The sequence below is a fragment of the Fangia hongkongensis FSC776 = DSM 21703 genome (genome assembly GCF_000379445.1).
Lineage (GTDB): Bacteria > Pseudomonadota > Gammaproteobacteria > Francisellales > Francisellaceae > Fangia > Fangia hongkongensis.
The window spans coordinates 68235-82490 of the sequence record NZ_KB902241.1 but is presented as its reverse complement, the minus strand read 5'-3'; the positions used below and the strand labels follow the sequence as shown (position 1 = coordinate 82490).

The window sequence follows — 14256 nt, the reverse complement described above, 5'->3', positions numbered from 1 at the left end:
CTTTAGCTTCACTGGACACAAATAAGCTTGGTGTGAATATACCCCCATTTTATGCATGCCTTGCTGGCCTAGTCTGCGGATAGCCCCCATCTATCGCGTAATTAGGGAACATAAGCTATGGATGTTTGTGTCCTTGTCATTTGGGCTGATATTTTCGAATAAACTCTAAACAGTCTTTCAGATACATTGGTCTTGCAAAATAATATCCCTGTAACATATCACAGTGGATATTTTTCAGGTATTCAAATTGCTCTTTTGTCTCAACCCCTTCAGCAATAACTTTAAGCCCCAGTGTTTGTGCTAGGCTTACAACCGATTTTACAATCGCCTCATTGTATTTATTTTGGCAAAGCTCAGCGACGAAGGTTTGGTCAATTTTCAATACCTGAACCGGCAAATCTTTTAGATACTGTAGTGATGAGTAGCCTGTTCCAAAATCATCGATTGCAGTTCTAACCTTCAATAATTGTAAGTCATATAGTTTGGCTTGAATCACTTCTAAATATTCAACTAGAGCAGATTCAGTTACTTCTAAAATGAGGCTCTCAGCCCTAACACCCGTATCAATTAGTTTCTTCACCCCTGTGACAAATGAAGTATTTTGTAGGTGTTTGGCTGAAATGTTGATGGTAATAAAAGCATCATCAAAGAATGAAAGAGTATTGAATTTTTGATAATCATCTGCAATTTGTTCAAATAATAGCTTAGTTAAAGGGATAATAAGTTGTGATTTTTCGGCAATGGGAATGTACTCACTTGGAGGGATTTCCCCTAGTTTCTCATGTGTCCACCGGCTAAGCACCTCAAGCCCTTTTATTTTTTGTGATCTAGCGCAAACAATGGGTTGATAGGCGATACTTAGCGCTTTGGTCTCAATAGCTCGACCTAGTTCAACTTCAAGCAGGTTCTCCCTTTGCTTTTGTGCATGGATATGCTCATTGAATATCACAAATTGATTTTTCCCCTTTGCTTTTGCTTGAAACATGGCAAGATCAGCATGCCGGATAAGTTGATTAGGCGTTTTCCCTGCGTGTGGGTATAGTGCAAACCCAAGGCTTAATGTAATACTTAACTTATGGTGTTGGTTGAATTGAATATTCTTTGTATTGGAGATGATTTTTGTGGCGATAGTAGCGACTTCTTTTTTCGACGAGGGGGTTTTTAATACGATAGAAAATTCATCTCCACCTGTTCTGGCAACATAATCTCCTTCTTGCAAAGATGATTGTAAGTACTCGGCAATAGAGATCAAAAGCTCATCGCCTCTATCATGACCAAGGGCATCATTCACTTGCTTGAAGTTATCAACATCAACAACGGCTAATGCAAAAAAGTCATCTTTTTTTGTATATTTCAGATCCTGTTCAAGCATAGAGATAAATTGGCGTCTATTGGGTAACCCTGTGAGGTAATCGGAGTTGGCTTGTTGCTCAAATGTATTTTCTTTTTCTTTTAAATGCGTGATTTCACTATGAAGTCCAACCATGCGAACAAATTCGCCAGAAGCATCTTTAATGCCTTTTCCTCGACAGATAACCCAAACAGTGTGTCCATCTTTGTGCTTATAGCGTACTTGTTGATAATAAGGGTATTTTCCATCCGATTCTATGTGTTTATTAAAATTATCAACCGCAATCTCTAAATCTTCAGGAAAGATGGTTTTTTGCCAGCTTTCGACAGTATTAGGGAGTTCATGGTCTTTATACCCTAATATAGCTTTAAATCTAGGGGAGAGATACTCTTCGTTTGTTTTTAAGTTCCAATCCCACCACCCATCACAAATTTCATCGAGTAATACTTTCCGGCTTTCGGTATCAATAGCCGTTTTTTCCAGTAACACACGTTCAGTGATATCCCAGCAAACGCCAGTAATAAGCTTTGTTCTATTTTCAGTTTCGTGTAGTGTGCTGCCTCTTAGTTGTAAATACTTAACCTTACCTTGAAGGACAATACGTACATCGCAATTGAGGATGCTTTTATTATCGATTGCAGAGTGAATCTCTTGATGGATACGTTGTTTGTCATCGGGATGAATAAAGCTTTCAAACTTCTGATAAGAGCTAAGGGAGCTTGCATCTTCAAGCTCAAAAATGCTCATAATCATGCCATCAACATAGAAAATATCATTACCCAACTCCCAACGCCAAATGCCCATTTTTCCTGATTGAAGTGCAAGTGCTAGATACTCATCAGAAATCTTTAGCTGATGTTTGGTCTGTTGTAAAGAGGTAATGTCAATGGCAATTAAAATCACACCGGAGACTTCTCTACTTTCAGAAAGGTAAGGTAAAATACGGACAAGAAAGGATTTTCCTTCTTTGGATTTTACCTCTTTTGAAAATGGCTCATGTGTGTTAAGGACATTGTAAATATGTGTTAGCATATCAGGGAAAACTAAAGCATGATTGAAGTTTTTAATTGACCGACCTACATCAGACTCAAGTAAATCGAAAATCTGGGTTACTGCTTGGGTATAAAAGCGTATTTTGAGCTCTCGATCGAGAAAAACAGCGCCAACATGCGTACTAGATAGTAAGTTATCCATGTTGTTATTAAGAAGTTGCAGCTTTTCAATGCTTTGCTGATACTCAGCATTAACTGAATAGAGCTCTTCGTTTGCAGATTGTAGCTCTTCGTTTGCAGATTGTAGCTCCTCGTTAAATGACATGAAATCTTGGCGCATCGAAGAGTGCTTTTTAGTTAGTATATCTAAGTTTCTTTGTAGTTGTAGATTACGCTCTTCAAGTTCATATTCTCGGCTGTTTGTATGTAGTGTATGGACAGTGCTTTTTTGATCTGGGAGGTTGTCTTCTATCTCAGAGATTTGAATTAAATAATAACTAAGATTGTCATGATGTAAAAAATAGCGTTCAAGTAAGAGGGTTTGCTGCATATTTTGGTTTGTAAATGTTGCTTTAGCGCTTTTAGCTGTATTTTTTGTGTCTCCGTTAATATTAATCAACTGTGAAATAGGTTCTTTAAGTTCTTTACAAATGGCGTTGGTGATTTTTAAATTTGAGATCACACCTTGCATAGCACTTGAGTTAAGGTATTGGCTTGCCTTGCCTAATATACCGATTAAAAGATCTCGACTGTCAATAATAAAACCAACGATGCCAAAGCAGGCAAGCATTTCTTGGTAGAGCTGTTCGGTTAGATTTTTTTTCTCTTTAGACTCTTCATCGAATTGATATAAATTATCAAAATTTTCAAGTGCTTCATGGGTGATATGTGGGAATTTAACATTGCCTTGAGAAATTTTTTCTAACACATTATCACTGTACTTAGATTTTTTAATCTGTGAGGTCTTTTTATATATTTTCCATTTACTATCGATTAAATCGTAGTTACTTAACACACCAACAGACTCACTTGCTCCTAACATAATAAATCGATTTAAATTAAGTGCATGTGTGAAGCGCTCGATAATTTCCTTTTGAAACTCAGGTTTGATATAAATAAGTACATTTCTACATAGAATTAAATCAACATGCAAAAAAGGAGGGTCTCTTAAAAGATCATGTTGTACAAAAATAACACGATGGCGAAGCGAAGGAACAACTGTATATTCGTTAGCAGTTTCAGTGAAGTATTTTTTAATCACATCTTCAGGTAGTGATTTAAAGGCTTTTTTTGGATAGGTTCCTTGTTTAGCAATATCGATGGCTCTTTGATTGATATCGGTAGCGATGATTTTATAGGACAGATCTTCCTGAGCATTTTTCTCCAAAAACTCTAAAAACAAATAGGCCAGCGTATAAACTTCTTCACCAGTAGAGCTACCAGCAACCCAAAAGCGTAAAGTGGTATCATTAAGTGGTTTAGTAGCATGATTTTTTAATAAATGAGGAAAGACATATTTCTCCACGCCATCAAATGCAGCATGATCTCGGCAAAATTCAGTCACGCCGATAAAAAATTTTTGATAAAGCTCATCACGCATTTTTTTGGAGCTTTCCAAAGCGTTATGATACTCAGTGACAGTTTTAATCTTATGCAGCATCATCGTCTTTTTAATCTGACGTGAGATAATGCCACGTTTGTAACAGGAAAAATTAATCTTAAAGTGCTTTGACAACAGCTCAATAATCGCATTAAACTCTTTTTCTTCCTCATCATCAGCCTTTTTGAAATACTCTTCGGCATAATCAGGATCAATGATAATAGAGTGAATGGTATCAGCAATTTCACTTACGGGGAGTACAAGGTCAATAGCGCCAGTATCTTGAGCAGACTTTGGCATGCCATCAAAGCTTGCCTCTGTTACAGATTGAGCCAATGTAATGCCACCAAATTTTTTAATCGTCTGAACACCAATGGAACCATCTGAGCCAGTCCCAGAGAGAATAACGCCAATACTTTTATCTTTATATGCTTTGGCAAGTGAGTTTAAAAAAGAGTTAATAGGGTAAGATTCATAGCGAGAGGCTCCATATTCCTCTAGAATAAAGCGCTCATTTTCAATGCGGATAATATGGTTAGATGACAACAGATAAATATTCCCCGGTTCAATTTTCATTTTATCTTTGATAACTTTAATCGGAAGGGGTGTATAGTTTTTTAAAATAACATCCATTAAACTTTTAAATTCAGGAGATAAATGCTGCACAACAATATAGGCAACATTATCTGCCTCACGGATGTTTGCAAAAAGCTTTTGAATCGCTTCCAATCCACCTGCTGAGGCACCAATGCCAACGGTGTAATAATGTAATGAACTATTTTTTTTTATATCCTTGTTATCTTTTTCTGCCATGGTGGCTTTATTCCAACAGTGGATGATATTTCAATTATATACAAAAGTGAGGATTTCGTTAGTGATTCGCCGGTGAAATCCAATCTTTTATGGGCAGGAAGTTTGTATACAGTTTGGCTTCTTTAGAGTTTTCCTCTGGGGCGTAATTATAAAGCCACTTGGCAAGGGGGGGCATTGACATCAAAATAGATTCTGTTCGCCCACCTGATTGAAGACCAAAGTGCGTGCCTCTGTCATAAACAAGATTAAATTCAGCATAACGTCCACGACGATAAAGCTGGAAATCTCTTTCTTCTTGGGTATAAGGTGTCTCTTTTCTTTTTTGAATAATGGGTAAATAGGCTTTGATGTAGTAGTTGCCAACAGATTGCATAAATAAAAAACACTTATCAAATCCCCATTCACTCAAGTAGTCAAAAAATAAGCCACCGACACCACGGCATTCATCTCTATGTGGGAGGTAGAAATATTGATCACACTGTTTTTTATAGTTGTTATAAACATCCTTACCAAAGTCTTTGCAGGCATCATATGCCATTTGGTGCCAGTGGATGCAATCCTCTTCAAATCCATAAAATGGCGTTAAATCAAAGCCGCCACCGAACCACCAGATGGGTTTACTACCTTCTTTTTCAGCAAGGAAAAACCGCACATTCATGTGTGAGGTTGGCACATAAGGGTTTAAAGGGTGAATGACCAAAGAAACGCCCATAGCTTGAAAGCGATAACCTTGTAGCTCAGGCTTCATTTTTAATATCGCTTGTGGCAGTTTTTCACTTTGAATGTGAGAGAAGTTCACCCCACCTTTTTCAATGACATAGCCATTTTCTAATACGCGTGTACGACCACCTCCTGTGCCTTTATCATACTGCCAGTTATCCTCTTGAAAATTTTTTCCATCAACAGTGGAAAGTTCTTCGCAAATGGTATCTTGTAAGGTTAATAGATAGTGTTTAACTTCTTCGACTTTGTTGGTGTTTATTTGTTGTTCCATAATGGTAACCTTGGTTGGTAATATGCGTTAATTTCATTTCTAAGCTCAATCAGTTTCCCATGGAAAAAGTGCCCAACTTCATTCAGTTTGATGATATGGCAAGGTGCTTTACTCTCAAGTGCGCTAAAGCTAAAAACCGCTGTTGGATCGACTACTTCATCATCCGTGCCTTGAATAACGCACCAAGGCATTGAGGGTACTTGAAACTCCTTAAGAGGAAAGTTCACCACAGCAGGAGCGATGGTTAATAAAGAGAGGATATTATCCCGCTTCGATTGTGCTTTATAAGCAACAGCGCCACCAAAAGAAAAGCCAGCAAGAATAATCTTTTGCTTTGGTTTTTCTTGACGAATAAAATCAATCACACTTAAAGCATCCTCAACTTCGCCTTCACCCTGTCCATATACTCCTTCACTTTGACCGACACCTCGATAGTTAAAGCGAATGACCTCGATGCCAAGGGTATTAAAGCTCCGTGAGATGGTGCTGATCACTTTGTTATGCATCGTCCCTTGATAAAGTGGATGAGGGTGACAGCTGACAACGCTAATATCGTCAAATGCGCTTACTTTGGGCGCATCTAACAGTGCTTCAATTTTGCCCTCTCTGCCTGAAATACTCAGTGTTTTCATGGTTAAAAGTCGATAGTTAAGATGGCTCTAGTGTAACAAATTCTTATGCTTAAGCTAAGGGTTACTGTGCTGATAAGTTAGCAAGTTTGATCTAGATCAACTGATTCTTCACTGGCAAAGTGGTGGAATTTTAATTACACTTAAAAGCGTAATGAACGATGGTTTGTTTTATTACTTTCAAGTTAAGTTTTAAAACATCGCAAGAGGGAATCTGGTGTAAATCCAGAGCTGGCCCGCAGCGGTAAATGGAAACGAAAGACACACTTTGGCACTGGGGTGACCTGGGAAGCCGTGTCAAGTAGGCAAAATCTGTCCATAAGCCCGAATACCTGCCATGGTTATTATCTCAGCAATGAGTATGTTTAAGCTTTCGAGGAACAAGGCCATGAATCAATACCCAAAGGTATGTGCGCTCGCACGTAATATCATTTCTATTTCAGGCTCTTATTGTAGATATTCACTGACTTTGGCTGTTTTGTGAAAGCTTAGCTATCTAATCAATTCAATGCAATTTAAGGGTAAGCATGCAAGTTAATGTAATGAAAAGAAATGGCTCTCTAGAGCCTGTGATGTTAGATAAAATTCACAGAGTACTTACGTGGGCAGCTGAGGGCTTAGAGGGTGTGTCAGTCTCTCAGGTGGAATTAAAATCACATATACAGCTCTATGAGGGAATGAAAACGGCTGATATTCAAGCCATTATCATTAAAACAGCGGCCGATTTAATCACTGAAGATACCCCAGATTATCAATATATGGCCGCACGCTTGGCGGTTTTTCATTTAAGAAAGCTTGCCTATGGGCAATTTGAGCCACCACATTTATATGATCATGTGAAACATCTTATTGAACTGGGTAAGTATGATGAGCATTTGTTAAAAGACTACTCACAAGATGAATTTGATCAAATGAACAGGCATATGGATCATTGGCGGGATATGAACTTCACTTATGCGGCGATTAATCAAATGCAGGGGAAATATTTGGTGCAAAATCGTGTGACAGGCCAGATGTATGAAACACCACAAATGCTTTATATGCTCGTAAGTGCAGCACTTTTTGCCAATTATGAGTCGACTAGGCGAATGGATTATGTGCTGCAATTCTATGATGCGGTCAGTCAATTTAAAATTTCACTGCCAACGCCGATTATGGCAGGCGTGCGTACACCAACAAGACAATTTAGCTCATGTGTATTGATTGATACGGATGACTCTTTAGATTCCATTAATGCCTCTGCCTCTTCGATTGTTAAATATGTCTCTCAGCGTGCGGGCATTGGTATTAATGCGGGGAAAATTCGCGCACTTGGCAGTGAAATTCGTGGCGGTGAAGCGCTTCATACGGGCTGCATTCCGTTTTATAAACATTTCCAAACGGCAGTAAAATCTTGCTCACAAGGGGGCGTAAGAGGAGGCGCTGCAACGCTTTTCTACCCACTCTGGCATTTGGAGGTGGAGTCATTGTTAGTGCTTAAAAATAATCGTGGTGTTGATGAGAACAGAGTTCGCCACCTTGATTATGGGGTACAGCTTAATAAGCTTATGTATCAGCGGTTGATTGAGCAACAGGAGATAACCCTTTTCTCACCCTCTGATGTCCCGGGGATGTATGAGGCATTTTTTGCAGATCAAGATGAATTTCAGCGTTTATATTGTGAAGCTGAGAAAGATGATACTATTCGCAAAAAACGCATTTCAGCCACGGCGCTTTTTTCCCTTTTGATGCAAGAGCGTGCGCAAACAGGACGTGTGTATATTCAGCATGTTGATCATTGTAATACCCACTCAGCATTTGATCCAAAATATGCGCCTATTAAGCAGTCTAATTTGTGTATGGAAATTACTTTGCCAACAAAGCCCTTATCAGACATATTTGATGAAACAGGTGAAATTGCACTTTGTACACTCTCAGCATTTAATCTAGGCGCACTTGAAAGCTTAGATGAGTTAGAGTCATTAGCTGATTTAGCTGTTCGGGCATTGGATAACTTGTTAGATTATCAAAATTATCCACTTAAGGCTGCCAAAATTTCATCTGAAAACAGAAGATCACTTGGTGTTGGGGTCATTAACTTTGCCTACTATTTGGCAAAGCATCAGCTTAAATACAGCGATGGCAGTGCAAATGAATTAACGCATAAAACCTTCGAGGCAATTCAATATTATTTACTGAAAGCCTCTAATCAATTAGCAAAAGAAAAAGGTGCTTGTGGTCTTTTTAATGAGACAAGTTATGCGAAAGGGATATTGCCAATTGATAGCTATAAAAAGGCAGTAGATGAATTTTGCCCGCACAAGTTAAATCTTGATTGGGAGTATTTGCGTGAGAGTATCAAGAAGCACGGTCTTCGAAACTCTACGCTTTCAGCGATTATGCCCTCTGAAACGTCTTCACAAATATCCAATGCAACCAATGGTATTGAGCCACCGCGTGGACTTATCTCCATCAAGCAGAGTAAAGATGGTGTATTAAAGCAGGTTGTGCCGGAGATAGAAAAGCTGAAGGATCAATATGAGCTGTTATGGGAGATTGATAATAATGAAGGCTATTTACAACTGTGTGCCATTATTCAAAAGTTTATCGATCAATCAATTTCGGCAAATACAAACTATAACCCAGAAAAATTCCCTGAGCATAAGGTTCCTGTGAAAACACTTCTAAGTGATCTTTTAATTGCTTATAAGTATGGCTTGAAAACGCTTTACTATCACAATACCAAAGATAATGCCGACCAAGCTAAAAAATCCGCAACTGATAGCCAAGCATTTGATGAGTGTGAGTCAGGTGCTTGTAAGATTTAATGTAAGAGAGAACATATGAACCAATTTAGTTATACCACCTTTCAAATCGATCAAACCAATGCGCTTACCCAGCCAATGTTTTTTGGTAAACCTGTCAATGTTTCTCGCTTTGATGAGCAAAAACATAGCATATTCGAGCGCTTGATTGAAAAACAGTTGTCATTTTTTTGGCGTCCAGAAGAAGTGGATCTCTCCAAAGATCGTGTTGATTTTCAGCACTTTAGTGATGTTGAGAAGCATATTTTTTTATCAAATTTAAAATACCAAACACTCTTGGATTCTATTCAAGGCAGAAGTCCTAATATTGCCTTTTTGCCTTTGGTTTCATTGCCTGAGCTTGAAACATGGATAGAAACTTGGAGCTTTTCAGAGACGATACATAGTCGTTCATATACCCACATGGTGCGCTCGATGTTAGATGATCCATCGATTGTATTTAATGATATTGTTGGCAATGAGAATATTAAAGCACGCGCTCAGGATATCACGCGATACTATGATGATTTGATTTTGAAAACACAGCTCTTGCAAAGTGTAGGTGAGGGCGATTTTGTGATTAGTGGGGAGAGCTTTAGAGTCAATCGCTATGAAGTGAAAAAGGCACTTTATTTTGCGCTTCATGCTGTTAATGCGCTGGAGGCGATACGGTTTTATGTGAGCTTTGCCTGTACTTTTGCCTTCTCTGAGCAAAAAAAGTTGGAGGGCTCGGGAAAGATAATGAAACTGATTGCCAGAGATGAGTCGTTACATTTGGCAAGCACTCAGCACATGATTAATATTATTCAAAGTGGAAGTGATGGGGACAGTGAGTTAACTGAAATTGCGCACCGTTATCAAAATCAAGCAAAGGCAATTTTTCTCGAAGCAATTGATCAAGAGAAAAAATGGGCAAAATATTTATTTGAAAAGGGCTCGATACTAGGCTTAAATGAGGCGATTCTTTGCCAGTATGTTGATTATATTGCCAAAGAGAGAATGGCGGCTATTTCCCTTGAATATGACAATAAAGATACGCCTAAGTCCAATCCAATACCGTGGATTAATAGTTATCTAAACTCAGATAATGTCCAAGTTGCACCGCAAGAAACTGAGATTAGCTCTTATCTTGTTGGTCAGGTGGAAAGCTCCTTAGGTGACAATGCATTTAAAGGGTTTGAGTTATAGATATGCACATAGAATATCAAGGGCAAAAGATTCCGATTAAAGCAAGGCAAAGCGTATTAGAGGCGCTTGAAGTGGCAGGGTTTATTATGAACTTCCAATGTCGAAATGGAATTTGTGGCGCTTGTCGATGTAAGCTTTTATCGGGCGAGATTAACTATGAAGAAACGCCATTTGCCATGACAAAAAAAGATGATGTTTTAATTTGTATCGCCAAGGTTAAGGCCTATGTTAAGTTGGCAAATGGATAGGGTAGTAAGGCTTTAACTGTGGTTTCTTTGATGTTATTTTGAGATAGGTTAGATAGAATCACAGTTGCGCTAGAAGGGAGAAGCTCTTGCATTACTTGCCGGCACGATCCGCACGGACTCACAGCTTCTTGAGTATCCGCAACAATGGCAATTTTTTTAAGCGTATCTTTAGTAAACCCCTCAGCATAAGCGCGAAAGATTGCAACTCGCTCAGCACACATGCAAAGACCATAAGCGGCATTTTCAATATTCCCGCCCGTAATAACCTGATTGTTATTGGTTAAAATGGCAGCGCCCACTTGGAAATTGGAATAAGGTGTATAGGTGTTTTTAATGCCTGATATTGCGGCATTAATTAACTCATGATGGCTGAAAGTATGCTGTTCTGTCATGAAAGTGTACTGTGCTATAAACGGGGAGATAGTATAAGCGCTTTATAGCAATAGATCAAAATAAGTAGGTGAATTTTCCAAAAATAACTGTAACGTTACAAAAGTGCATATGATATGATGACTTGAATGGTAGATAAGCTGATAGAACATTATGGTATTACAAAAAATCATTGATCAAAAGCGAAAGGAAATCGTAAATTTGCCTAAGCTGAATCAAGATATGCTCACAAATGCGAATGGGGATTTTGCTAAAAAACTGAGTTCCTCTGGTGTGCCTATTATTGCTGAGCTTAAATCAAAATCACCCTCTGAAGGGGTGATTGATGAAAATTATCATCCAGAGGAAATCGCAAAAGCGTATCAAAAAGGCGGTGCCTCAGCCTTGTCTATTCTAACTGATAATAAGTTTTTTGGTGGCAGCTTTGATGATATTAAAAAAGTGAAATCAGTGTGTGACTTACCTGTTCTCTGTAAGGAATTTATTATTGATCCAATACAAATTTATCATGCGCGAGCAGCTGGCGCAGATGCTTGTTTGTTGATTGTGCGTTGTCTGGATGAGCAGCAACTAGCTATGCTTTATAAGTGCGTGAGCGATTTGGGTATGGATGCGCTTATTGAAGTGTTTGATGAAAGTGAAATGCAAAGTGCGCTTAAGGTTGGGGCAAAAATCATTGGGGTGAATAATCGAAATTTAGACACCTTAGAAATGGATATGGGGAACATTGAGCGCTTGGCAAAAATTGTCCCTGATGATGTGATGCTATTAAGTTTATCTGGGGCAAAAACACCAGCAGATTTGCATTTTTATGCCACCCAATATGATGGTGTGCTTGCCGGAACAGCCTTGATGCGCGCCAAAGATAAAGAGGCTTTTTTACAAAGTGCGATTCATCCATAAAAAGGGGAAAATCCAATTTTGGGAGCCCATAGTGCTAAATTAAAACTTGTGATAAGTTCTTAGCTTAAGCAAATACTCTCTTGTCACCATGCCCAGATTTAAAGAGTAATGTGACTAGTCAAGTCTGGCATTATTTGCAAATTTTAATATCAACATAATGTATACTCGGCAAAATTTGTTATCTTCATATATTTCTCTACACTCTAAAAGGCCATTTAAACTTTCAATCATGTTTGTAGAGGAGATAGATATGCGAAAATTATTGTTGAAAGTATTATGCTGTTTGGGGGTGGTTTGTAGTGCCTCATTTGCAAGTGTTATTTACAGTGCCTCAGGAATTAAGGCAACGGCTGTGCCAAAACAAACAGTAGCAAAAGACACACTGCTTTTGCTTTCATCTTTAGAGTTTTCAGATCCATCGATTGATGCAAGGTACTTACAAGGTAAAACGATTGTACTTATTACCCATATTAATGAAAATTATTCTGAGTTTACAGATAAAGATGTTATTGCAGGCGCTAAAGACATGGGGCTTAGCTTACAAAAAACGCTATGCGATACCAAGAAGAAATACAAAAGTGTGTATGATTTATACAGCGGGCACACATTAAAAATTATTGTTAACTCACGTGATAATGTGAATATTGGCGTGGTAAGTATTCAGCTAGATGAAATTAAGTGTTAGTCAGGGAGGAAATATCATGAAAAAAGCAATTTTAGTGGTTATTTCAAGTATTTTAATTGTAGGCTGTGCAACTGAACCGAAATTTTACCCAAATGAATACTATCAAAAAGTTGGTAATAAGCAGGCGATGATAGATTTTAAGGTCTGTGAAGCACAAGCAGAAGACCAAGTAACGGCAGGTGAAACTGCTTGGGATGTATTTATTGGAGTAGCCATGGTGGCAAGTGTTGCTAGAACAGCCACTAATGGATATCAATCAGGTCGCATTGGAGATAATGCAGCACTGGCAAGTACCTCCAATACCGAGGAGAATATGAAGCGCTATGTTGAGATTTGCTTGAAGAAAAAGGGCTATGAAGTCTCAGGTTGGAGCTAAACCATGCATGCCAGTTATAGCACATAGATAAAACAGCTTAAAATCACTTTTGACTGGCATAGTTACGACATGATATCAAACTTATTTCTGACAATTTTCTCCCTTTTATTTGAACTTTAGTAAAATTAATTTTATAGTTCTCTTGATTAAATTTTACAGCTAAAACCTATCTCAGGGTTGATTGATAGGATAAACTAACGGAACTTTCGGGGAGAATGTATATGATCAAAGTAATATCTGTAGAAAATCTATCACAATTGGTGAAAAGGCATACGCTTAAGCAGTTTTTGTTGGATTTGATGGCAACGGTTAAAAGTGATTTTGTTCGTTGGCAGGAGTTTGATAAAATTCCACGCCCAGCATTTCATGTGCCAGATGGTGTGATTGAGTTGATGCCAACGGCAGATAAAGAGCTATTTGCCTATAAGTATGTCAATGGTCACCCTAAAAATCCGCTTGAGAACAAACAAACGATTATTGCAACAGGTCAGCTCTCTAAGGTGTCAGATGGTCATCCGTTATTAATCTCTGAAATGACTGTTTTAACAGGTCTAAGAACAGCCGCAACCTCTGCTTTAGCAACAGATTTCTTGGCAAGAGAAGATGCTAAAACACTTGCGCTTATTGGTACTGGTGCACAAAGTGATTTTCAAGCATTAGCGACCTCGCTTGTGCGTGATATTAAAACGATTCGCTATCATGATATTGACCCAAAAGCGATGGAGCGTTTTTATAAAAATATGTCTGTATATGACTTTGAGCTTGTTCCTTGCTCATCCAATGAAGAGGCAGTGAAAGGTGCAGATATTATTACCGTGTGTACAGCGTGTAAGGCGCATGCCAAAGTGATTGAAAATGCTTGGGTAAAAGAAGGCGTGCACATTAATGGCTTAGGTGGTGATTGCCCGGGAAAAACAGAGCTTGAGCATAGCATTTTACCAAGAGCTAAGGTTGTGGTGGAGTTTTTTGAGCAATCTTTTATTGAAGGAGAAATTCAAACACTCACGGAAGAAGAAGCGCAAAAAATAGTGTATGCAGAGCTATGGCAAGTTTTAAATGGAGATAAAAAAGGGCGTGTATCTGATGAGGAGATCACAATATTTGACTCAGTGGGTTTTGCGCTTGAAGATTTTTCAGCGCTTAAATTAACTTATGAGTTATCTCAAAAATACGATATAGGCACAGGACTTAATATGATTCCGACATTATCAGATCCAAAAGATTTATTTTCAGTGTTGAATCATGCTAATCCAAAAGATCCGGCTTTAGCCATTCAATCAAAAGAAGAAGCGCTATAAGGATAA

The 14256-nt window shown here is 38.4% G+C and carries 11 protein-coding genes and 1 riboswitch; of the genes, 7 read left to right on the top strand and 4 right to left on the bottom strand.

What is annotated here, in order from left to right; translation table 11 throughout:
* Positions 1 to 136: 136 nt before the first annotated feature.
* The 3 genes from A37Q_RS0103110 to A37Q_RS0103100 are packed head-to-tail and all read right to left on the bottom strand — an operon-like array spanning position 137 to position 6382.
* Positions 137 to 4756, bottom strand: a complete 4620-nt coding sequence (locus A37Q_RS0103110; RefSeq protein WP_018298813.1) for an EAL domain-containing protein — start codon at positions 4754 to 4756, stop codon at positions 137 to 139.
* A gap of 58 nt (positions 4757 to 4814) precedes the next feature.
* Positions 4815 to 5750 carry an oxygen-dependent coproporphyrinogen oxidase gene (gene hemF, locus A37Q_RS0103105; RefSeq protein WP_018298812.1) on the bottom strand — a complete coding sequence of 312 codons (936 nt, stop codon included), beginning with the start codon at positions 5748 to 5750 and terminating at the stop codon, positions 4815 to 4817.
* On the bottom strand, positions 5735 to 6382 hold the full coding sequence (locus A37Q_RS0103100; protein WP_018298811.1) for an alpha/beta hydrolase: 648 nt from the start codon (positions 6380 to 6382) through the stop codon (positions 5735 to 5737). Before A37Q_RS0103100 ends, hemF begins: the two co-directional genes overlap by 16 nt.
* 142 nt (positions 6383 to 6524) lie before the next feature.
* Positions 6525 to 6733, top strand: a riboswitch (cobalamin riboswitch).
* Positions 6734 to 6906: 173 nt separating this feature from the next.
* Between A37Q_RS0103100 and nrdA the strand changes: the two genes are divergently transcribed.
* The 3 genes from nrdA to A37Q_RS0103085 are packed head-to-tail and all read left to right on the top strand — an operon-like array spanning position 6907 to position 10598.
* Positions 6907 to 9186, top strand: coding sequence for a class 1a ribonucleoside-diphosphate reductase subunit alpha (gene nrdA, locus A37Q_RS0103095; RefSeq protein ID WP_018298810.1), 2280 nt, complete (start codon positions 6907 to 6909; stop codon positions 9184 to 9186).
* A 15-nt stretch (positions 9187 to 9201) separates the two neighbouring features.
* A complete protein-coding gene (gene nrdB / locus A37Q_RS0103090) occupies positions 9202 to 10350 on the top strand; it encodes a class Ia ribonucleoside-diphosphate reductase subunit beta (RefSeq protein ID WP_018298809.1) in 1149 nt (382 codons plus the stop codon).
* A gap of 2 nt (positions 10351 to 10352) precedes the next feature.
* Positions 10353 to 10598 (top strand): 2Fe-2S iron-sulfur cluster-binding protein, encoded by a 246-nt coding sequence (locus tag A37Q_RS0103085; RefSeq protein ID WP_018298808.1) that lies wholly within the window; start codon positions 10353 to 10355, stop codon positions 10596 to 10598.
* On the opposite strand, the gene cdd is transcribed toward A37Q_RS0103085, so the two are convergent.
* Positions 10574 to 10990 (bottom strand): cytidine deaminase, encoded by a 417-nt coding sequence (gene cdd, locus A37Q_RS0103080; protein WP_018298807.1) that lies wholly within the window; start codon positions 10988 to 10990, stop codon positions 10574 to 10576. The genes A37Q_RS0103085 and cdd overlap by 25 nt on opposite strands.
* A 151-nt stretch (positions 10991 to 11141) precedes the next feature.
* On the opposite strand from cdd, the gene trpC reads away from it, so the two are divergent.
* The 4 genes from trpC (at position 11142) to A37Q_RS14500 (ending at position 14250) form a co-directional block, all read left to right on the top strand.
* Positions 11142 to 11891 carry an indole-3-glycerol phosphate synthase TrpC gene (gene trpC, locus A37Q_RS0103075; protein WP_018298806.1) on the top strand — a complete coding sequence of 250 codons (750 nt, stop codon included), beginning with the start codon at positions 11142 to 11144 and terminating at the stop codon, positions 11889 to 11891.
* A 250-nt stretch (positions 11892 to 12141) separates the two neighbouring features.
* Positions 12142 to 12576, top strand: coding sequence for a hypothetical protein (locus tag A37Q_RS0103070; RefSeq protein WP_018298805.1), 435 nt, complete (start codon positions 12142 to 12144; stop codon positions 12574 to 12576).
* Between the two features lie 16 nt (positions 12577 to 12592).
* Positions 12593 to 12952: a hypothetical protein gene (locus A37Q_RS0103065; protein WP_154648610.1), complete on the top strand. Its 360-nt coding sequence runs from the start codon at positions 12593 to 12595 to the stop codon at positions 12950 to 12952.
* 221 nt (positions 12953 to 13173) lie between these two features.
* Positions 13174 to 14250 (top strand): ornithine cyclodeaminase, encoded by a 1077-nt coding sequence (locus tag A37Q_RS14500; protein ID WP_154648609.1) that lies wholly within the window; start codon positions 13174 to 13176, stop codon positions 14248 to 14250.
* Positions 14251 to 14256: the final 6 nt, after the last annotated feature.